Source organism: Proteus sp. G4415 (assembly GCF_963896075.1).
Classification (GTDB): Bacteria; Pseudomonadota; Gammaproteobacteria; order Enterobacterales; family Enterobacteriaceae; genus Proteus; species Proteus mirabilis.
Genome location: NZ_CAWQOK010000010.1, coordinates 25651 through 49117 on the forward strand (window position 1 = coordinate 25651; position 23467 = coordinate 49117).

The 23467-nt window shown below is 37.4% G+C and carries 17 protein-coding genes; 8 read left to right on the top strand and 9 right to left on the bottom strand.

Going from position 1 to position 23467, the window contains the following annotated elements:
• Positions 1-88: 88 nt before the first annotated feature.
• Positions 89-1519, top strand: coding sequence for an exodeoxyribonuclease I (gene sbcB / locus AACU95_RS00890; protein WP_004247817.1), 1431 nt, complete (start codon positions 89-91; stop codon positions 1517-1519).
• 81 nt (positions 1520-1600) lie between these two features.
• Here the strand turns inward: sbcB and dld are convergent, their stop codons facing one another.
• Both dld and AACU95_RS00900 read right to left on the bottom strand, forming a co-directional pair.
• Entirely contained in the window at positions 1601-3370 is a 1770-nt protein-coding gene (dld, locus tag AACU95_RS00895; protein ID WP_036905800.1) for a D-lactate dehydrogenase, read from the bottom strand.
• Positions 3371-3587: 217 nt separating this feature from the next.
• Complete coding sequence (locus tag AACU95_RS00900) at positions 3588-4481, bottom strand: LysR family transcriptional regulator (protein WP_004247816.1); 894 nt, start codon at positions 4479-4481, stop codon at positions 3588-3590.
• Between the two features lie 149 nt (positions 4482-4630).
• On the opposite strand from AACU95_RS00900, the gene AACU95_RS00905 reads away from it, so the two are divergent.
• Together AACU95_RS00905 and AACU95_RS00910 are read left to right on the top strand one after the other, a co-directional pair.
• The gene (locus AACU95_RS00905; RefSeq protein ID WP_161737146.1) at positions 4631-6280 is read left to right on the top strand and encodes an alpha-keto acid decarboxylase family protein; all 1650 of its coding nucleotides are present in this window, start codon (positions 4631-4633) and stop codon (positions 6278-6280) included.
• A gap of 316 nt (positions 6281-6596) precedes the next feature.
• Entirely contained in the window at positions 6597-9530 is a 2934-nt protein-coding gene (locus AACU95_RS00910; RefSeq protein ID WP_161737147.1) for an autotransporter domain-containing protein, read from the top strand.
• Between the two features lie 64 nt (positions 9531-9594).
• Here AACU95_RS00910 and AACU95_RS00915 read toward each other — a convergent pair whose 3' ends face one another.
• The 5 genes from AACU95_RS00915 to yieE form a co-directional block, all read right to left on the bottom strand.
• Positions 9595-10974 carry an APC family permease gene (locus AACU95_RS00915; RefSeq protein WP_004247065.1) on the bottom strand — a complete coding sequence of 460 codons (1380 nt, stop codon included), beginning with the start codon at positions 10972-10974 and terminating at the stop codon, positions 9595-9597.
• Positions 10964-11173 (bottom strand): hypothetical protein, encoded by a 210-nt coding sequence (locus AACU95_RS00920; protein ID WP_017628390.1) that lies wholly within the window; start codon positions 11171-11173, stop codon positions 10964-10966. Before AACU95_RS00920 ends, AACU95_RS00915 begins: the two co-directional genes overlap by 11 nt.
• Positions 11174-11924: 751 nt before the next feature.
• The gene (locus tag AACU95_RS00925) at positions 11925-13931 is read right to left on the bottom strand and encodes a ligand-gated channel protein (RefSeq protein WP_049201997.1); all 2007 of its coding nucleotides are present in this window, start codon (positions 13929-13931) and stop codon (positions 11925-11927) included.
• 780 nt (positions 13932-14711) lie between these two features.
• Positions 14712-16199: an amino acid permease gene (locus tag AACU95_RS00930; RefSeq protein WP_004247812.1), complete on the bottom strand. Its 1488-nt coding sequence runs from the start codon at positions 16197-16199 to the stop codon at positions 14712-14714.
• Between the two features lie 122 nt (positions 16200-16321).
• Positions 16322-17212: a DNA-binding transcriptional regulator YeiE gene (gene yieE, locus AACU95_RS00935; protein ID WP_004247811.1), complete on the bottom strand. Its 891-nt coding sequence runs from the start codon at positions 17210-17212 to the stop codon at positions 16322-16324.
• Positions 17213-17396: 184 nt separating this feature from the next.
• On the opposite strand from yieE, the gene AACU95_RS00940 reads away from it, so the two are divergent.
• The 5 genes from AACU95_RS00940 to yeiP all read left to right on the top strand — a co-directional run bounded on the left by AACU95_RS00940 (position 17397) and on the right by yeiP (position 22221).
• Positions 17397-18482, top strand: coding sequence for a YeiH family protein (locus tag AACU95_RS00940; protein WP_004247810.1), 1086 nt, complete (start codon positions 17397-17399; stop codon positions 18480-18482).
• 146 nt (positions 18483-18628) lie between these two features.
• A complete protein-coding gene (gene nfo, locus AACU95_RS00945) occupies positions 18629-19474 on the top strand; it encodes a deoxyribonuclease IV (RefSeq protein ID WP_012367755.1) in 846 nt (281 codons plus the stop codon).
• Between the two features lie 84 nt (positions 19475-19558).
• Positions 19559-19975 (top strand): nucleotide triphosphate diphosphatase NUDT15, encoded by a 417-nt coding sequence (locus tag AACU95_RS00950; protein WP_012367754.1) that lies wholly within the window; start codon positions 19559-19561, stop codon positions 19973-19975.
• Between the two features lie 297 nt (positions 19976-20272).
• The gene (mtr, locus tag AACU95_RS00955) at positions 20273-21514 is read left to right on the top strand and encodes a tryptophan permease (protein ID WP_036971495.1); all 1242 of its coding nucleotides are present in this window, start codon (positions 20273-20275) and stop codon (positions 21512-21514) included.
• A 134-nt stretch (positions 21515-21648) separates the two neighbouring features.
• Positions 21649-22221 carry an elongation factor P-like protein YeiP gene (gene yeiP, locus AACU95_RS00960; RefSeq protein ID WP_004247807.1) on the top strand — a complete coding sequence of 191 codons (573 nt, stop codon included), beginning with the start codon at positions 21649-21651 and terminating at the stop codon, positions 22219-22221.
• Between the two features lie 134 nt (positions 22222-22355).
• Here the strand turns inward: yeiP and AACU95_RS00965 are convergent, their stop codons facing one another.
• Positions 22356-22682 carry a hypothetical protein gene (locus tag AACU95_RS00965; RefSeq protein ID WP_004247806.1) on the bottom strand — a complete coding sequence of 109 codons (327 nt, stop codon included), beginning with the start codon at positions 22680-22682 and terminating at the stop codon, positions 22356-22358.
• 264 nt (positions 22683-22946) lie between these two features.
• Positions 22947-23258: a hypothetical protein gene (locus AACU95_RS00970; protein WP_087740809.1), complete on the bottom strand. Its 312-nt coding sequence runs from the start codon at positions 23256-23258 to the stop codon at positions 22947-22949.
• Positions 23259-23467 lie beyond the last annotated feature (209 nt).

Consider the following 23467-nt stretch of genomic DNA (forward strand, 5'->3'; position numbering starts at 1 on the left):
CATGCTTTAATCTGACATTTCACGTTTTCAACATTATGGTTTACCATGTCTGTATATCCATAAAGTAGATAAATTACGGTAGGGAACCTTGTCAAATTCAGCTAATACCCCCACTTTCTATATCCATGACTACGAGACCTTTGGTACGCATCCTGCGATGGATCGCCCTGCGCAATTTGCCGGTGTCAGAACAGATATGGATTTTAATATCATTGAAGATCCTCTGGTCATTTATTGCAAACCGAATGATGATTACTTACCTCAGCCAGAAGCCGTCATGATAACGGGGATCACACCACAAATAGCACTAAAGCATGGTGTATCAGAAGCTGAATTTACTCGCCAAATTCATCAAGCCTTTAGCCAGCCTAACAGTTGTATTATGGGTTATAACAATTTACGCTTTGATGATGAAGTCACCAGAAATATCTTATATCGTAATTTTTATGATCCCTATGCTTATAGTTGGCAAAAAGGAAATTCACGTTGGGATTTACTTGATGTTTTACGTGCATGTTATGCATTGCGTCCTGAGGGAATTAATTGGCCTGAGAATGATGATGGTTTTCCGAGTTTTCGCCTTGAGCTATTAACTAAAGCAAATGGGATCTCCCACGAAAATGCGCATGATGCCATGTCAGACGTTTATGCAACTATTGCGATGGCAAAAAAACTCAAACAAGCGCAACCTCGTATGTTTGATTATTTCTTTAATTTACGTGATAAACGTAAAGTACAAGCACTGATAGATATCCCAACCATGACGCCGCTTGTGCATGTCTCTGGTATGTTTGGTGCAGCGCGTTCTAATTTAAGCCTTGTAGCTCCTTTAGCTTGGCATCCAGATAATCGTAATGCGGTGATTGTTTGTGATTTAGCTGCGGATATTTCCCCTTTATTAACCCTCACTTCAGAGCAATTGCGTGAGCGCTTATATACTCCTCGCAGTGAGTTATCTGCCGATGAGCCACCAGTTCCGATAAAATTACTGCATATTAATAAATGCCCTATCGTTGCACCTAAAAATACCCTCAGATCTCAAGATGCCGATAGAATTGGATTAGATATTGATAATTGTTTAAATAACCAAGCAATATTGCTGTCTAATCCTGAGATCCGCAATAAAGTTGTCGAGATTTTTGCTCAGCAAACACCATTTACCCCTGCAGATGATGTTGATGCTCAATTATACAATGGCTTTTTTAGCGATAATGATCGTAGCGCGATGGAAATTATTCGCTCAACACAGCCACAAAACTTACCAGCACTTAATTTAACTTTTGAAGATCCACGTATGGAGCCGCTGTTTTTCCGTTACCGTGCGAGAAACTTCCCAGCCACATTAACTTATGATGAACAACAACGTTGGTTAGCGCATAGAAAAGAGCAATTAACGCCAGAAAAGCTGACTGAATATATCAATACCATTCAGCTGTTAGCAGAAGAACATAGCGATAACGAAGAAAAGCTAAAACAACTGCAAGAGCTATATTTATATGCTCAAGAAATTGCGAGTTAATAACATCAGATAAGCAATTAAATTACGCAAAAGGCAGGTTTCCCTGCCTTTATTATATTTAGCTGTCAGAGAATAAAAAACTTATTCTTTGTTTTCTATATGATTAACTTCAGCTTGATGATGATTATGCCCGCAACCACACTCTTCTCCCCAATATTTTAATTTGGAGGTTTTACCAATGCCTGGGTTCATGCTATTTGTCGGATCGTTATGTTTATAAAACGCTTTTAATTGCGGTTTTGCATAATAGAGATGTCCTACATTATGCTCTGCTGGATATTCCGCACCACGTTTGTCTAGTAAGGCTAACATCTGAGCTTTAAGCGCCTTAGCGTCAACACCTTTTTTAATAATATAATCTTGATGCATAACGTGACACATAAAGTGACCACAGTACAATTTATAGAGCAATTGGTTTTCTATTTCAGGAGGCAGTTTTTCAAACCAATCCCGATCATTACGACGTAATGCAATATCCAAAGGTAGCACATCTTCCACATCGTTAATATGAACGGCATGATAACGCACCGCAGCACCCGCGGCGGCAAAACGATGTAAAAAGGCTTTATTACCTTCTTCTTCTGTACATTCGAAATAATCCCCCGTGGCATGTTTAAAATATTCTTTTAAATAAGTTGAGGCTTCTTCTATACCACTATCCGCCATTCTTAGCATTAAATGATGCTCATATTTATCGCGATATTCTGTCATACGAGCAGGTAAATGAGCAGGCCATAACTTACTCATCAATTGCATTGTTCTATCAGTTAGATTCTTAGGTAAAAATGGCACTTTATTAAGAACAGCATCAACACGCCCTTTAATAGCAAATAATGCTGGCATCTTATCTGTACCTAACTTATCAATAATTAAAAAGGTATCTTTGCCATAAACTTCTGCCATCTTGTAGTAACTTCGATGCATATACTCACCCGCAACGGGTAATACCTTAAATTGACTGAGAATATGGCGACGGATATCTTCTAACTCATCAGGATCATTGGTCCCAATATAGAAAACTTGTGTGCGATGATCTGCTGGGAAAGTATCTAATCTCACGGCAAAAACAGAGAGCTTACCGGCGCTTCCCGCCGCTTCAAAGAGACGTCTTTCGTCATTATTAAATCGAGATGGTGTATCTGCATCAATATCACGTACTCGCTCACTATATTCATGATCAGATGCCAGTTTATCCGTCGCATGAATTTGTTTCGCATGATAATGTCGATTATCCAGATTGGTTAATATCTCTTCCGGAGTGTCACCTAAATCAATTCCCAAATGGTTGATAAGCTCTGCTTCACCTTGTTCATTAACACGGGCGTAAAGAGATAACTCAGTATAAGCAGGACCGCGGCGCACTAATGCACCCCCTGAGTTATTACAAATGCCTCCAATTACCGAAGCACCAATACAAGAAGAGCCTATCACTGAATGTGGCTCTCTTCCTAATGGCTTTAATACTTTTTCTAAGTGCCATAATGTACTGCCAGGAAAGGCAATAACTTGGTTATATTCAGAAAGAACTTGTATTTTATCTTGGCGCAAGGTACTGATGATAACAATATCACGATCATAGTCATCACCACTGGGGGTTGAACCTTCTGTTAACCCAGTATTTGCCGCTTGCATAATAATAATTTTATCGGCTTCAACACAGGTTTTAAAAATACGCCACTGTTCTAATAAAGAGCCGGGGAATACCACTGCCAGCGCTTTTCCCTGTCCGGAACGAAACCCTTTACGATATCGCTCTGTTTTATGCTCTTGGGTTAATACATGTTTTTTACCGACAATACCTTCTAACTTACGAATAAAATGCTGGTTTGTGGAGCTGCTACTCTCATTCATTGTCCCTATCCTATTCCTGTCTTGTCTGATTTTTCTATTTATCACAGTTTAATTTTTATTTAAAAATAATGAGATAAAAAGAAATGTATTATCAATATAACCACTTTTATACCATTGTGAGCAAGTTAATCACAATAAATTAGCCACTAGTTTGATAAAATAATTATAGCTACCATTAATAATACGCTTTTTACAAAGCGTATTTATCATTCCATGATTAAATATTCTCTTTCATTAATTTCTCTATTGCTAATTTATTCCATGCTTGGCAACTACGGCTTTGATAACTATTTTGATTGGTGGCTAAAGCTAATTGATAAGATAACCTAGGGGAAGTAATGGGAATAACCACTAAATCATCGATAGGATATTTATTACACATGCTATTAGGTAACAGTGTGATCCCGACACCGGCTTTAACCATTGCAATAATTAAATCTAAATGATTACTTCTCCCCACAATTTGTGGTTCAGTGTTATAAATCCCACAAGCACTACGTACCAAATCATTAATACGAAAATCTTCTGAAAAAAAGATAAACCGCTCTGTAATAAGCTGTTTAAAATTAACCTTCTTATCTTTAGCCAAAGGATGGGATTGTGCTACTAATAACATCAAGTGATCTTCTGAAAAAATGGTTAATTCAAAATCTTTATCATTAAAAGGTAACATCACTGCAGCAGTTTCTACCGTGCCTTCTAACATCGCATCTTCCATCTGTTTGGTGCCCAGCTCAAAAATTTTAAGTTCAACATTGGGATGGCGAGAGCTAAACGCCATGATAATATCAGCAAAATAGGTTGAGGCTATAACAGGAGGTAATCCGACATTTAAGGCGCCTGTTAAAGGTTCATCTTTATCATTTAATGCTTTATTCATACTATTAAATTGAGCGAGGATCTGCTTTGCATGCTCATATAAAATAGCACCGTCATCAGTTAATTTTACCCCATCCACTTCTCTTATTAATAAAACAGTGCCTAATTCATCCTCTAATTTTTTAATGCTACGACTAATGGCTGGTTGTGTAATAAATAAAGCATCAGCGGCTCGGCTAAATCCATTTAATTGAACAACTTCAATAAAATAGCGTAAAACACGAATATCCATAAATAATTTTTACCTTATTACTTTTGGTTATACCCCCAATAATAATAAACCATTTCCTTAAAAACAAAATTAGCGATAGAACATTAAGCATAATGTAGGAACTTTACTATCATTTAGTAGATTATTATTTCAGATTTTCTGGAGATTATATGACAAACACAGTTATTAAGTACGTTTTAGACCGATTATATGATTTAGGTATCAAAGATATTTTTGGTGTTGCTGGTGATTACGCCTTCCCTATTGAAGACACTGTTTGCAACAACCAACAACAACGTTGGATTGGTAACTGTAATGAATTAAATGCGGCATATGCTGCAGATGGCTATGCTCGAATTAAAGGAATGGCGGCATTATCCACCACCTTCGGTGTAGGTGAATTAAGCGCGATTAACGCTATTGCCGGTGCCTATGCCGAAAATTTACCGATTTTCCATTTAGTTGGCATGCCAGCAAGTGGCGTACAAAAAAGTAAACGTCTTGTGCATCATACTTTAGGTAATGGTGATTTTGATGTTTTTTATCAGATTGCTCAGCGCCTTGCTTGCGCTCATACTATTTTAACACCCGAAAATTGTGTGGAAGAAATGGAGCGCGTAATAGAAGCAGCATTAAAAGAGCGTCGTCCTGTTTATATTGGTATACCTTCAGATTATGCTAATAGCCAAGTAGTAGCGCCGTTATCTGTTACCGCACCACAAAAGCCAACAAGTGATAAAGCAACATTAGAAAAAGCAGTATCAGCAATCATTGAGAAACTCACCCACAGCAATAATGTCTGTGTATTACCAGGCTTTTTATCTGCACGTTTAGGGTTAACAGATAAAATCCAGCATTTTATTGATAAAACAGGTTTACCTTATGCCACTATGTTTATGGATAAAAGCATATTAAGTGAATCTAACGCTCAATATGTTGGTATGTATGACGGACAATTAATGACACCAGAGGTCAGAGAATTTGTTGAAAGTAGTGAATATATATTAGGGATCGGTACATTACTGACTGACTTTAATACAGGCAGTTTCACTGCTAATATGAAATCAGAACAATTTATCAGTATCATGCCAGACTATGTTGAAATTGATTCTGTGATCTACTCCTGCGTTTATATGACAGATATTCTTTCTGAATTAACCCAACGACTACCAAATAAAACTTATCATAAAATAACAGCGAAAGGATTAGGTGAAGCGGTTGCATCTGATAATGATAAAATTACAGCACAATATCTCTATCCTCGTTTAGAAAAATTCTTTAAGCCTAATGATATTATTATTGCAGAAACAGGAACCTCATCCATGGGATTAGGCTTCGCTTTATTACCTGAAGGTGCACAATTTCATAACCAAACACTATGGGGCTCTATTGGTTGGGCAACACCGGCTGCATTAGGCGCTGCATTAGCGGCACCAGAAAAACGTATTATTTTAATTACCGGCGAAGGCTCTCATCAGTTAACAGTACAAGAAATTAGTCAATTTGTTCGTTTCGGTTTAAAACCTATTATTCTAGTATTAAATAACGATGGTTATTTAATAGAGAGATTATTATGTGATTACCCCGAAGCTTATTATAATGATTTAGCTCAGTGGAACTATCATCAGTTACCGCAAGCCTTTGGTGCAACAGATTGGTATAGTGAAAAAGTAACTACAGCAAGTGGACTAGATAATGCGTTAAATAAAGCCGCACTAACAAATAGCGCATCTTATATTGAGGTGGTCACAGAGCGATATGAGGCCTCTGAATTAGCGCAAAAATTAAAAGAATCAAAAAGTTCATTATATTCATTCTAAAATGAATAAGTAGAATAACTAATTAAGCATTTAACAGTACAAAATAGATAAAGCTTAGCTAATTTGCTTAATAAATAAGGTATAATTTAAATCATCGGCATACTCTAATTTTTATTTTTAATATAGAGAATATGCCGATATTTTTTACTACATTGGTCACACTATATTCAAACTATCATATAATGTTAGTAAAAATAATAAAAAAACTCTGAATAAATTACTACCAAACAATTTAGAAAATATCTCTAATATAATAATGCCTGTCATAAAAACTAAACATAGCTAATATAAATTAGCTCTCAATTTTTTAGAGACTATGGCTTATTTTATGAAAAATATCGTAATTCCTACCTCGTTAAGCTGCTTTTTTTTACTTTTTTCCCATTCAACATGGTCTGAAACCAATATTTCACAAACCAAGCAACGTATTATCGACCAACGTAATTATTGGTTAGATGAAATCAAAAATGGTGTTATCACAACTAGCCCTCAAAAAGGATCGAGAACCGCCGAATTAGATAGAATAATCAGTAATAATTATCAAGCCATTACCGGCAAACGTAGAGAACTTGCCGAAGCGGATAAATCACAGTCTCATACTTATGTGTTTAATACCTATGCTAATATTTTATTTGGTGATAAGGCTAGATCGATCAACTTTAGCGATATTCAAGCTTATCAAGATCTCAATAAATTACATAGCACAGGCACCTATGCTTATGATACAAATAAAAAAAGAGTACGCTCGATAGATTTTATCTTAAAAGAACTTTTTTTACGTGGCCGACCTTATCAAGTATTTGATAAAGAAGGTCATTATCTTGATAACTACACCACTATAACAGGCTCATCTTATCCCAGTGGTCATACGTGGAACGGATACAAACAAGCTGCAGTGTTATCCATCTTATTCCCTGAAAAGGGCAGTGAAATGTTTGCCAGAGCAATAGAATATGGTGAAAGTCGAGTTATTGTCGGGGCACACTTCGCAACAGATACCATTGCATCCAGAATAGGCAATTATTACCTGCTGTCACAAATGCTTGCAGATGATGACACCACCCGCACTTTTGTAGAACTTGCCAAAGAAGTCCGCCAAAATGTTGCTAGCCAATGCAAAAATCCACATTGCTTAACGACCTCGACAACAATCACTAACGATGAAACAGGTTATTACGCAACCAAAGATCCAGAGCCTGCACCACGCATTACCCCTAATGAAATACCAACATCTGCCAACGCTTTACTGCGTTTACGCTTTGCCTATTTAACCAGAGAGCAACGACAATCTATCTTAGCGAGTACCACCTACCCGAGTAATTCATTGGCTGGCTGGGCTGCAAACAAAGATGATCCAAACGCCAATTGGGGATTAATTAATCTCCCGAAAGCCTATAATGGCCCTAGTTATTTCTACAATCATTTTATTGTTAATCAAATAACTAATGAATTTGACTTTGCTGAATTTGGTCAACTTGATGAATGGAAAAATGATATTAGTGGGCCTGGCAAATTAATCAAACAAGGTAATGGCACCTTGATCTTATCAGGCAATAACCATTTTGCTGGCATTGAAGTTAATCAGGGTCATTTACTGCTCACTGGTGAAAACCACTATGCAAAAAATTCTTCCATTAATGGTGGTACATTGCTTCTTGAAGGAACACTAAACACTTTACTAGATGTCAACAAAGGAGCATTGCTATTAAATGGTGGGAGCGTTGATTCTCAAGTCAATATCAATAACAAAGGGATACTTTCTGGTAAAGGAAAAATTAATAAGCTGGCCGTTTATTCAGGAGGCATCGTATCACCGGGTCATTCAATAGGTACAATTAATATAGATGATACTGTTATTTTTAATTCTGGTAGCAACTACCATGTTGAAATAAATTCACAAGGTGATAGCGATAAAATAATCAGTTTGGGTACCGCGACACTGAATGGTGGAATGGTTAATGTATCGCTTGAAAATAGCCAAAATCTGCTAACAAAAGATGATGTTCAAAGTTTATATAACACAAAATATACCATTTTAACGGCAGATCACGGTGTTAATGGTCAATTTACTGATGTAAATCCAAACTATCTTTTTTTAGGTACCACACTGTCCTACGATAAAAATTCAGTAATACTAAATGTCGGAAGAAATAACACCGCCTTTTCAAGTGTGGCTAAAACAAAAAACCAACTATCAATCGCCAATGCGATAGACGCATTACCCTTGGGACATCCTATTTATGAAAGCATTATAAGAATGGATACAGGGAATGATGCCCGCTCTGCCTATAATCAATTAACAGGTCAAATTCATGCGGATATCTTATCTAACCAACTCAACAATAGCCGGCAAATAAAAGAAACACTCCTCTCTCAGATTAAAAATGCAGAAATAATTAATAGAGAGAAAGAAAGTGCAGGTAACAAAGGTCATGTTTGGGCTAAAATTCTCTCTAATTGGGAAAAGACTTCCAATGATGGCAATGCAAATAGCTATGATGCTTCCACCTATGGCGTACTATTAGGTGCAGATCAGCGGGTTAGTCACGATAAAATGCTGCTTGGTATTGCAACAGGGATCACCAAAACCTCACTATCTGGTGATAACAGTCACGCAAATAGCGAAAATTACCACTTATCACTCTATGGTGGCTATGATTTTGACACAATCGCGTTACGTGCTGGTGCATCTAATACCTTTCATCGTATCCATACAACAAAATCGGTCAACTATGGTGTACAGTCAGATAAAAATAAGGCGAATTACAATGGGAACACTAGCCAAATTTTTATTGAAGCAGCTTATCCCATCACCCTCTCAGATACACAATTAGAGCCTTTTGTTAATCTTGAATATGCCAAAACGAAAAATGCTACCATTAACGAGCAAGGGGGACGAGCAGCCTTACAAGCCCATTCGCAAACTCTAGAGTCAACCACCTCTACTACAGGGCTACGTTTAAATAACCAATGGAAATTTAACAGTAAATCAACGGGTTCTCTCTATGGTGAGCTAGGCTGGCGACACCAATATAACGATGTAGAACGAGGGATCCATTTACGTTTCACACAAACCCAGCCTACATTTATAGCAAATAGTGTTGATGCTGCTCGAGATGCACTGGTGGTAAAAGCTGGAACAACTATCCAAATTAATGAGACATCAAAAGTCTCAATTGGATACAGCGGACTAGTGGCAAGAAATCAGCACGATAATGGTATTGATATGAAACTCTCTATCGCGTTCTAACATAAACAAAAAATGGCCTCACTGATGAGGCCATTTTTAAACAATCAACACACTAAATACAATGTTATTTCTCTGGCATTTGAGGCATAGGTCGACGGAATCGACGAGTGATCCACACCATATAAAGTATACCAATTGCCCCCCAAATCAGTCCTAATTCCATAGAGCCTGGTTCAAGGTTTACCCACAGTACCCCCATTGTCGCGGCACCAATAATTGGTAATATAAGATAGTTAATATGATCCATTAACCCTTTATTACGACGCTCACGAATGTAGAACTGCGAAATAACAGATAAATTGACAAAGGTAAATGCCACTAACGCACCAAAGTTAATTAACGCTGTAGCAGTGACTAAATCAAAAAAGATCGCCCCTAGCGCTAAAAAGCCAACTAATAGTACGTTAAATGCCGGTGTACGCCATTTGGGATGAACATAACCAAACGCTTTTTCAGGGAATACACCATCACGTCCCATCACATACAGCAGACGCGCAACACCTGCGTGAGCCGCCATACCCGATGCTAATACCGTCACACAAGAAAACACTAAGATAATAGACTGGAACAAGGCTCCTGCTACATACAGCATAATCTCAGGTTGTGACTCTTCTGGATTTTTAAAACGTGAAATATCTGGGAAATATAATTGTAAAAAATAAGAAACAGCGATAAAAATTAAACCACCGATTAACGCAGTTAAGAAAATCGCTTTTGGTATCACATTACCGGCATTAGGTGTTTCTTCAGATAAGGTACTAATGCCATCAAACCCTAAGAACGAGAAGCACAAAATTGTCGCGCCGGTTATCATTGGGATTAATTCGGCATCTACTGACGCAAATGGGCGGAAAGTCCATAACTCCCCTGTACCTTCGCCGTTATATACGCCATGAATTAATAAACCAACAAATACCACCATTACAGCTACTTGAATAACAACAATAACGGTATTTAAGTTAGCCACAACGTTAATTCCGCGTAGATTAAAAAATGTCATTAACGCGACTAACGCAACAACAAAGATCCACGGATCAACGCCTGGGAATATGGCTTGTAAATAAATTTTAGCCAATAAGATATTTATCATTGGCATAAATAAGTAGTCTAATAATGAAGACCACCCAACCATAAAACCAACATGTGGGCTCATGGATTTTTGTGCATAAGTATAAGCAGAGCCTGCTGAAGGGAAACGCTTGACTAATTTCCCGTAGCTCACTGCGGTAAATAAAATAGCGGTTAACGCAATAGCATATGATGTTGCCACATGACCATTGGTTATGCCTGATACAATACCGAAAGTATCAAAAATCGTCATAGGTTGTAAAAATGCCAACCCCATCATGACGACTTGCATTAGCGTCAATGTTTTGCGTAATTGAACACGGTTATTAACACCAGTTTGATTGGTGCCGATAGAGGAGATGACATTATCTGACATGAGCGAACCCTCCCATAACTTCGAACTGAGTACTTGATAAACTCAACCGACAGTTACTGGGAAGACTTCGCATCTGTCTATAAACAGAATAGAAAGAAGTTTTTGAGGACAGGAGTGAGTTTAGGAGACGCCGTGCTCCGTAGTCATCATTACCGCAGGTGCCGTTAGGCCCGACTGCGAAAGAGAATAATTGTACCATATTAGCATTCCTCTATCACGACAACCCTTTCTCTAAGGGGCTGGCTGCTAATCAAATTATGTTATCTATTCAGACTAAAATAAGTCTGACCTCTTGGTGTAGTAATAAGTAAAAAGCAAAAAAAAACCGATGCAGTTAAAACGCATCAGTCATATTTTTAGTGGGCGCATTTTGCACGTCTCAGACTTAAATAGCAATAGATTTTCATCAAAAAACCACCTTTTTTTACGATCTTTTTAAATAGCAAACTAAGTTAGCCTTTACTGTCACATTTCATTGACAATATTTGCGTTTTTATCACAAAGCCTAACTTTGAGATATAGCCTATTGTCGTTTGGTATTAAACAATAAAAATCATTAATACATTAACAATCAAAAAGTTAATTAATTTTGCATGTTATATACAACAATACCAACCCAAATAAAGCATCAATGATACATAAACAAATCTAATGTAAATTAATTGCTTCTTTCACGCTATAAAGACTAAAAAAGATACAGACAACTGAAATACCATTATTTTTCAACAAGCCATATAGAGTAATCAAAAACGATTTTCAGTAATAAGAAAAAAAGATTAAGTATTCAGTAAAGATAGTCAGTGGTTAAAACAAATGAACCTTATTTTTAGGTGATTCATTAAACTAAATATAAATGCCTATTATGCATTTTGCCAGTATTGGCTTTAATTAAATAACAAAAAAAGCTCCACATAATGTGGAGCTAGATTGACACACACTGAGGGATAAAACTAGAAGTTGTAGTTTAATCCGATGTTATAACGACGGCCTTCTAAGGTTGAACCGTAATTATCTCTTTCGATGCGACGATCAAAAACATTATAGACGCCACCGATCAGATTTAGTTGCTTCGTTAGACTATAGCTAGTACCTACATCAACAAAGGTGTATGAAGGTGTGCTCTTAGCCATTGAAGTACGTGATAAATAATCTGATGTCTTACCACGGAAATTAATGCGTGCCCAAGTTTCCATTTCAGGTGTGGTTTCCCAATTTAAGGTCGCGTTTGCCATATGGCGCGGTTGCTTATTCAGAGGCTTACCTTTGAAATCGCCACTCTTTTGTTCCGTATCTGTGAACGTGTAGTTTGCTGCTAAATTCCATTCTGGGGAAATAATCCAGTTAGCAGTAACTTCAACACCGCGCATATTGGCTTTATCAACATTAGTTCTATCACTTACAAAATCATAAGGGTCGCCACTATTACCAACACCATCAGCTAATGTACAATCGCGCATACCCGGTGCTTTGTCTGAACGACTATCGCAACGACGAACTTCTGTTATTTTATCTTTAAAATCAGTATTATAAATCGTTAAACTTGCCGTTAAGTTATCACGATTATCCCAAATAATACCAATTTCCTCTGTCACCGATTTTTCTGGTTTTAAGTCAGGATTACCGTAAATAACTGCATCATAACGACCACCGCCAGTCCCTTGTCCCCAAGTAGCTGTCGCTTGACGTAAATCCGGTGAACGATATCCAGTAGATACCCCACCTTTTAATGTCCATTCATCAGCTAAATGCCAAACACCATAAACTCGCGGTGTCCAGTGAGTACCAAAGTTTTCATCTTTATCCATCCGTAAACCGGCGGTTAAAGCGAAGTCGTTTGTCAATGTCCACTCATCTTCAGCAAACAGCGCCCAACTATAGCGATCTAGCTTATTATTACCTTTAAGCTTATTGCCTTCATCTTTCAGCTCTTCATAGCGATATTGACCGCCGACACTTAACATATGATCACCAAACATAAAGACGGTTTGGTTACGAACAGTTGTATCATCATAATCCATTTTACGTGATGGATTGCGGCTTTCATCGCGCTGAACATAGGTATTCATAGTACCAAAATCATAAATACCATCATGGGTTAAGGCATAATGCGTTAACTCATAATCAGTAAAGCTACTTTGTGGTTTTTTCCCTTTAACAAGTTCAGCTGATTTTGAATAGCCAACACGTGAATCACGATGTTGATTATCTTTTTTAAATTCAAATTCAACGGTATTTTTCTCATCTGGTGTCCAGCTTAATGTACCGCCACCACTTGCCGTGATCTGACGGTTATAGCCATCAACACGTCTATCTTCACCACGGTGAGAATATTGCCCTTGCAGCTTTAGACCTAACACATTATCAATCAATGGACCTGCAGCATAGAAACTACCTTGTCCTGTATTTCCTTCATTTTTACGCTCAGTCAACGTTGTGTCACCACGTAAACTAAAGTTCCATTCTTTTTGCGCTTTACGCGTAATAATATTGATAACGCCTCCCATGGCATCAGAGCCATATAAAGAAGACATTGGGCCTCTTACTACCTCAATACGCTCAATCGCGGGTAAAGGAGGTAACCAACCTTGTTCAATACCTGAGTTATCACTATTAGGACGCGTTTCACGAGATGCAACACGCTTACCATCGACTAAGATCATGGTATACTTAGGATCCATACCACGAATACTAATATCAGAGCTACTACCGCCCCCTGTCACTAGCACCCCCGGAACATCTTTTAGCGCATCAGTCACATCACGATATGATTTTGTTTCTAATTGTTCACGAGTTACAACTGAAACAGAAGCTGGAGCATCTTCAACAGTCTGTTTAAATCCCGAAGCGGTTGTCACCAGTAACCTTTCAGGATCTTCTGCGGAAGCTGTCATCACAAAACTTGATGCAAGAGCAGCAACAACGCCAAGCGCAATTTTATTTTTCTTTAACACTACCATTCCCGATTCTCCAAGAATATATATTCTTTAAGTTTTATATAGATGGACAGATCGACAGTTGCTCAACAATGAAGGTAATTAATTTAATTACCCTTAGTTATTTTGATATTATTTTTATATCCCTATTGACTAAATTCCTATACTTCTGCAGTTATTGTTTTATGCTTCTATAAGATTTTTATCATTCAAGTAATTTGACATATAAATTTTCTTTTAAAACAATGTGTTAATAAAATCCTATTAATAGTGACAATATATTTATCAGGCTTGTCTGTAGATTAATCAAACAAATATATACCTACATCTATTTGCATATTGCTATTGATTTTCTATCCAGCTGTTTCATTAACAGATAAATATGCCAAAGTTTAACCTGATAATTTATTCATCACTTTTTTGCATTAAAATTGATTAATTGAGAATAATGTGACAAATAAGAGGAAAATTCGCTTAATTGATATAATACGCGATATTCAATATATGACTTCTTATACAACGATGCGTTATTAGATGAGCTAAAAATCGCTCTAGAGAGTGGATGATGACGCTTTACATACATCAGATCTATTTTCTATAACCAATAACACTGTCGTCACATTATTATGCAATAAATTGTTTGCTAACAATAAAGCAAATAAGAATACTTATCAATGCGATTGCGAATATAAATTAGAATTTTCTCTTATTTGTGTAATTATTAGTCATAGAATAGAAAAAGAGCCGGCTAAATTGTGATAAAGTTCACAAATTAGCCGGCTCTCTATTTAGTGATAAAACTAACTATTTTTTGTTTTCAATATGCTCAGGAAACTGCATTTCACTGTAGCGAATAAAACGTGTTTTCTTCACTATTTTATAGGTAAACCAAATCAGCAGGAATAATGGGATCCCAATATAGGTTGCCACAACACCATACCAGTCAATAGTATCTTCTAAAAATGCCTGATAGTTTTGACCTAATGTAATAATTAAACAGAGAATAAAGGCAAAAATAGGTCCTACAGGGAAGAAGCCTGAACGATATGGCAATTCATTCAGATCACGACCTTGTGCTACATAACCCCGACGAAAACGGTAATGACTGATTGCAATACCTAACCAAGCAATAAATCCTGTCATACCTGATGTATTTAATAACCATAAATAAACCGTTTGGTTACCATACATTGAGCTTAAAAAGCATAAACCCGCAACCACTGTTGTTGCATAAAGTGCATTACGTGGAACACCGTTTTTGGATAATTTACCAAAAAATTTCGGCGCTTTACCTTCTCTTGCTAAGGTAAATAACATACGCGTAGATGCATACATACCGGAGTTCCCTGCCGAAAGCACCGCCGTTAAAATAACTGCGTTCATGATAGCGGCAGCTGAAAGTAACCCTGCATTTTTAAATACCAGTGTAAACGGACTCACACTGATGTCACCCACATCATTACGTAGCAAGTTAGGATCGGTATAAGGAATGATTAAACTGATAATTAAGATAGCTAGGATATAAAACAGTAAAATACGCCAAAAAACTTTACGTACTGCTTTAGGAATATTTTTCGCAGGATCTTTCGACTCCCCCGCTGCGATACCGATAAGTTCAGTTCCTTGGAAAGAGAACCCAACAATCATCGCTACCCCTATCATGGCGGCAAAACCACCAGCAAAAGGCGCATCGCCGATTTCCCAGTTGTGCCAACCTGCATTTTCAGCGCCTTTCATAATACCGGTGATCATCGCAATACCCACCGCAATAAAAATAATCACGGTCGATACTTTTATTAATGAAAACCAATATTCAGCTTCACCAAATCCCTTTACAGAAATATAGTTAAGCAAGAAAATAACGGCTAAAAATAACGCACTCCAAATCCAACCATCCACATCAGGGAACCAATACAGCATCACGAGCTGCGCGGCGACTAAGTCAACTGCAATCGTCACAGCCCAGTTGTACCAGTAGTTCCAGCCTAGTGCGAAACCAAATCCTTCATCAACATATTTAGAGCCATAGGTTGAAAAAGATCCGGAAACAGGCATAAATGCCGCTAACTCTCCAAGGCTGGTCATAAGGAAATAGACCATAAGTCCTATTAATGCGTAAGAGAGCAATGCGCCCCCTGGCCCTGCTTGAGCAACAGTTGCACCTGATGCGACAAAAAGCCCTGTACCAATTGAACCACCAATAGCGATCATCGCTAAATGTCGCGCCTTTAATTCTCGACGCAAAGTGCGTACCGCACCCGATTTTGCGGTATCTGTTTGTTGTTCTGACATTATCATTCCACGGTTATATTCATATTCCTAGCATCAATTGTAACAAATCTGGCTGTGGTGAATAGCAAGGATCTAGGATTATAAGATACCTTCATAATCGGGCTTCAATTATTAGTAACTTATCAAGCGTTGTCGATTAAATGTTCAGCATTACAATATGAAAGTAATTTTTTGAGGGCATCAGAGACATGTTTTTGGCGATGATAGACCAAATATAAAGTACGTTGTAATTTTAGACCTTCGACCTTTATCTCTTTTAAAGAGCCACTCTCTATTTGATCTTGGATCACTCGGCGAGATAAACAACTAATCCCCATTTCATACATTACAGCATGTTTTATCGCTTCTGAATTACCTAATTCCATTTCGATTCGATATCCGGGTAATGAAGCAAACAGCAGATGATTGAGTACATCTCGCGTCCCAGAACCGTTTTCACGTAGGATCCACGGCGCGGATTGAAGATCGGCTAATGTCACTGTTTTCGCCTTAGCTAAAGGATGTTCAGGGGAACAAAATATGACCATTTCATCCAGTAGCCATTTTTGGCTGATCAATTCAGAGCTTTGGCAAGCCCCTTCAATAAGGCCTAAATCAACACGGAATTCACTGACTGATTTAACGACTTCTTCCGTATTGCCAATACTCATTTCAAGTGGAATATCGGGGTAGTTACGATGAAAATTACCCAACATTTGTGGCAAAATATAATTACCAATAGTGGTGCTTGCAGCAATACGTAAAGCACCATTTCCGGCTTGAAATAACTGCTCTACTTCAGTAGCACGCTCAAGTAAAGAGAGTGCCCTTGGATATAATAATCGCCCGTGTTCATTAGTCACTAAGCGCTTCCCCACTCTATCGAAAAGTTGTACTCCTAACTGATTTTCTAGATCAGTTAAAGAAGCACTCACAGCGGATTGAGATAATGCCAACTGTTGTGAAGCCTGTGTTGTAGAACCACTTTTAAGTACTTCAGTAAATACTTCCAGTTGTCGCAATGTAATACGCATGTCCATCCCACCTTTTAGCTGTCATAGTAATAACATACTATCCACAAACCAATAACATACCAAGAACAATTGTGAAAATATACCTATATTAGTTTTAGTGGTTATTATTATAAAAATAATGAATTTAATAAATAATAGTATCTGTTATATGCTTATGCAAAATTTACATAAGCAAGGTTTTTCTATGTCAGAGCAAAGTCAAACAACCACATTGGCTAAAAAATGTTTTATTCCTGTTTATCGCTGGCTCCCCGGCTTGCTGCTAACAGGTATATTAACCGCCCTCGCTATTTACGTAGGTGATATTCCATGGTTTTCCAGTATGGGGTTAGGTGCTCTTACACTGGCTATCTTATTTGGCATTATTGCGGGTAATACGGTTTATCCCATCGCTAAACCTTATAGTGATGAAGGCGTTAAGTTTGCTAAACACTATTTACTACGTGCGGGGATCATCCTATACGGATTTAGACTCACTTTTCAGCAAATTGCAGATGTAGGTGCAACAGGATTAATTATTGACGCTATTATGTTGACCTCAACGTTTCTCATTGCAATGTGGGTGGGGAAAAAATATTTTGGTCTTGATGATCAAACCGTCATGTTAATTGGTGCGGGTAGTAGTATTTGTGGTGCGGCTGCGGTCATGGCAACAGAGCCTGTTGTCAAAGCTCAGGCGAGCCAAGTTGCGGTGGCTGTATCCACTGTCGTAATTTTTGGAACTATCGGTATTTTCCTCTACCCATGGTTTTTCCATCTTAACGCTTTTGCGGGTTGGTTACCTTTTAGTGAAGAAACTTTTGGTATCTTCGCTGGTTCAACCATACATGAAGTCGCTCAAGTTGTTGCGGTGGGTCATTCAATTAGTCCAGATGCAGAAAATGCAGCCGTAATTAGTAAAATGATCCGCGTGATGATGCTGGCACCTTTCTTAATTATCCTTTCTACTTATATTAGTAAAAAGGGCCGTAAAACAGTAGGTGCGACAACAGAAAAAAGTCCGATAACTATTCCTTGGTTTGCTGTGTTCTTTATCTTAATGGCTGGTTTTAATTCATTTAATTTAATTCCTGCCGCTATTGTGAGCTATATCGTTACTATTGATACTATTTTATTGGCAATGGCGATGGTAGCACTAGGTTTAACAACGCATATTAGTGCGATACGTCAAGCGGGTGTAAAACCACTACTGCTAGCTTTATTTCTCTTTTTCTGGCTAACGTTAGGTGGTGCTGCTATTAATATTTTTATCCAATCTGTGTTGATGTGATTGTTTAATCTATCCTTGAGTATGTACCTCCGTATTGCGCAACTTATTCTAGTTTAAGTTGCGCCTTTTTATTTTCCTCATATTCAGATGTCAATAAGCCCACGATTTGTTATCGTAGTGTGAAATGTGATTAGAGGAGAACTATGATGAAATTTGTTGGCGCACATGTCAGTGCTGCAGGTGGTGTTGATCAGGCTGTATTACGAGCTCATGAGATCAAAGCAACGGCATTTGCTCTTTTTACTAAAAATCAGCGCCAATGGAAAGCAGCCCCTTTATCAACTGAATCGATTGATAAATTTAAAAAAAATTGTGAAATCTATGGCTATGGTCCTGCACAAATTTTACCACACGACAGCTATCTGATTAATTTAGGGCATCCAGAAGAGGAAGCCCTTGAAAAATCAAGAGCCGCTTTTCTCGATGAGATGCAACGCTGTGAGCAATTAGGCATTGAATTACTTAATTTTCACCCAGGTAGCCATTTAAAAAAAATCGATGTTGATAAATGTCTGCAACGCATCGCTGAATCAATTAATATCACCTTAGATAAAACTCAAAATGTGACCGCAGTGATTGAAAATACCGCTGGACAAGGCACTAACTTAGGCTATCGTTTTGAACATCTCGCCGCTATTATCGATGGTGTAGAAGATAAATCTCGAGTGGGCGTTTGTATTGATACTTGTCACACTTTTGCTGCAGGTTATGATCTACGTACCGTTGAAGACTGCGAAAAGACCTTTGCTGAATTTGATAATATTGTCGGCTTTCAATATTTAAAAGCCATGCACTTAAATGATGCTAAAAGCGAATTGGCTAGTCGTGTCGATCGCCATCATAGTTTAGGGCAAGGCAATATTGGCAAAGTACCCTTTACTTATATTATGCAAGATATCCGTTTTGATGGGATCCCACTTATCTTAGAAACAATTAATCCTGATATTTGGCCAGAAGAAATAGCTTGGTTAAAATCACAACAAACTCAATAACCTTATTTCTTTTTTACTTGCGATTTGATGTACTAAAATCGCAAGCCTCTATTTTTTTATCCGTATGCTATTTTGGAGTCTCTCATGTCTGTAGTCGTTGGTGTTGGAGTGATCATCGTCAATGAAAAAGGTGAAGTATTATTAGGTAAACGCTGTGGTAAACACGCTCCTTATTGGTCAATTTTTGGTGGCCATGTTGATCCGGGGGAAACCTTTGAGCAATGTGCTATTCGTGAAATTGAAGAAGAGATTGGCATTACCATCCCTACTCCTGAAGTGATTGGGATCAGCAACAATCTACAAACTTATCAATTAGAAGGTAAACATACCGTATCTATCTGTATGCTAGCGCAATATCAAGGTGGCGAGCCTAAGTTAATGGAGCCAGATAAATGTTCTGAACTACGCTGGTGCTCACCTGATGATTTACCTGAACCCCATTTTGAAGCGAGCCGTAATTCTATTGCTTTATGGAAAAGTAAACGTTTCTATCAACCTTAATTAACACTCTTCATCATTATTCTGAATATTCTTTATTCAGAATAATGTTTTTCCCCTACTTAGTTATTATTCAACGTGATCTTTTTTCTGTTTAATGTCCTTTATTATATTTGGCTTATTTTTGAGTACAAATGATTTAACCCATTGATTTATATAAAGATAAAAACTTATTGTACTATTTTTATTCATTTTTTTATTTAATAAACAAGGAAGTGCTCTATTTACACCCTCAGATCAAGCGTGTATTCTCTACACTATCAAGCTAGTACATTGAGTCATTTTTTATAAGGACATGTTATGCCAGAAGTCACATCCATTGCTAAACGCCCATCTATACTCGGTGGTGCGATGATTATTGCCGGTACGGCGGTAGGCGCCGGTATGTTCTCCATCCCTATTGTGACTTCCGGTGTGTGGTTTACCGGCTCTATCTTTTTACTCATTTATACTTGGTTTTGCCTATTTATGTCTGGCTTAATGATCTTAGAAGTTAATCTTCACTACCCCCTAGGATCAAGCTTTCATACTATTACCAAAGATTTATTAGGTAAGGGATGGAGTACCATTAATGGTCTTTCTATTGCTTTTGTTCTCTATATTTTAACTTATGCCTATATTTCTGCAGGTAGCTCCATCATTGTGCAAAATTTTGCTAATGTGGTTAGCTTGCCACAAGCCGTTGCAGGCTTAGTATTTGCCCTTGTTGTTGCTTTCTTCGTTTGGTTATCAACCCGAGCCGTTGATCGCTTAAGTACCATATTAATTGGCGGTATGATTGTGGCTTTTGTATTTGCTATCGGTGGATTATTTACCGAAGTGAAAATGCCAGTATTATTTAATACAACAGAAAGCCATGCCAGTTATTTACCTTATGCACTAGCCGCATTACCTTATTTATTAACCTCCTTTGGTTATCACGGCAATATTCCTGGATTAGTCACCTACTACCGTAAAGACGGTAAAGCCGTGATGAAAAGTCTATTAATTGGTACCTTGATTTCGCTGGCTATCTACATTTTATGGCAGTTTGTTGTACAAGGTAATATTCCTCGTGAAGGCTTTAAACAAGTCATTGCTGAAGGCGGAAATATTGGTAACTTACTGGCACAAATGCGTATCAATACAGCAAATACTTCCGTTTCATTCTTATTAGACTTGTTCTCATATATGGCATTAGCGAGTTCATTTTTAGGCGTGTCTTTAGGGTTATTTGATTATTTAGCTGATTTCTTTAAATTCTCAAATACAGGGACAGGACGTTTAAAATCGGCCATCGTAACTTTTGTACCACCTACTATTTTAGCGATTATTTTTCCTGATGGCTTCTTGTATGCTATTGGCTTTGCAGGACTTGCAGCCACAATTTGGGCGGCGATAATTCCAGCATTAATGGCAAAAGCCAGTCGTCAACGTCATCAGCAACAAAGCTTTAAAGCACCTGGTGGCACCTTTATGATTATCTTTGTGATCTTATTTGGTGCAATTAATGCGATTGCACACATATTAGCAAACTTTAATCTCCTACCTATTTACCGCTGATCTTCCGTCAAGCCAGCAATATGCTGGCTTGAACCTTCTTCTGCCAAAAAAATATTGCGAAATACTTGCCAAGTTTCAGTACTACGAGTAATTTTGTCGCCATTATCGTCAATGCTATTTATAGAAGGTTACCTATGGCAAAAGCTAATGAAATTAAGCGCGGTATGGCTATCAGTTATAACAATAAATTATTATTGGTAAAAGATATCGACATCCAAGCGCCAAGTGCTCGCGGTGCAAGTACTTTGTATAAAATGCGCTTTACTGATATTCGTACAGGCCAAAAAGTAGAAGAACGTTTTAAAGGGGATGATATCCTCGATACTATCAACTTAACACGCCGTGCAGTCAGTTTCTCGTATATCGATGGTGATGAATATGTCTTTATGGACAATGAAGATTATACACCTTACACCTTCAAAAAAGATCAGATTGAAGAAGAGCTGCTGTTTATTCCAGAAGAAGGCTTAGCTGGAATGCAGGTCTTAACTATGGATGGACAAGTTTTAGCTTTAGAGTTACCGCAAACTGTTGATATGGAAATTATCGAAACAGTACCGGGCATTAAAGGCGCATCAGCGAGTGCTCGTACTAAGCCTGCGACTTTACCTACTGGATTAGTCATTCAAGTCCCTGAATATCTTTCTACAGGGGATAAAATCCGTATTCATATTGCTGAACGTCGCTATATGGGGCGTGCTGATTAATTAACCGCCAAAAACCTCCCTCACAAAGTAACATTTTACTGATGTGATGCTAAATAGGTCAGATAATCGTAAGAAACCCACTGTGACAACGATTATTTGACTTGTTTACCTAATCATTCCCTGTCAATACACAATTAAAAATATTGCACATTAATCAATCCATTTTTTTCAGCGCCATCCATCCAACGGATTTCAGCTTTCCCCATATTTTGAGGCAGTATAATTGATGATGATTGTTCAAAAGAGGTAGGGAAAATAGACTGGGTTGATGTAAAGACTTTGTTATTTTTGTAACATTGGTACTCAGCTTGATCGAGTGTGAAATTAATTTCACAAGCTGGATCAACAATCGCTCCTCGTACATAAATCTGTCCTGTGGTTTGCTGTGCTGTTGACGCCCAAGCAAATGATATCGAACTGGAAACGAGAAGACTGCATAAAATGGTCAGATATTTTTTCATAACGACCTCACTTCTTGTTTGCGCAGTAGGTATGAGGATCACGCCTACTCGACATACTTTTATCATAGCAATAAAATATGACATTCATATAGACACAATAAGAATGTTTGATGTCTATCAAATATGAGTGGTTTTTATTTATAAATAAAAAATCAACGTTGATTTAAGCTTAAGTCAAATATTCATAACTTTAATAACCTAATTATTTAAACATCAACTTTCTATTTAATTAACACAATTTATTTTATTATTAGTATTAATTAACTAATTATAAACAATATTCATTACTGCTAGATGATCGTTAACCCATTCGATATCCATAAAACCTTTATTATTAATTAATTGCGAGTTAAATTGCTGATTAGCATCTAGTTTATATTGGAAGTCTTTCATCTCCTTACCATTCCAACAACTTGTTTTAACAGTATTTTCTTCTGATGATGCATAACATCCGCCTTCGACAATAGCACCAACAAAAGTAATTGTTGTTGAGCCTAACACTTTACTTTCACGTGCTAAACTAGGTGCCGTTAATAATAGACCTAGACATGCTAAAACTATCGGTATCTTTTTCAAAATAAACCTCCTCTCATTTATTTAAGTACAGAATGTCCACGAGCCAATATGCTATTAAACTAATAACTAATATCGGCTAGTAACTTTATTTATTTAACTTTTATCTTTGATTAAAGTTTAGAAAGAAATTATAAAATACTCAAATTAAGACTATCAATAAAAAATATTCTATATTTGACTTATATCAAGATAAGAGAAGCTAACAAGCC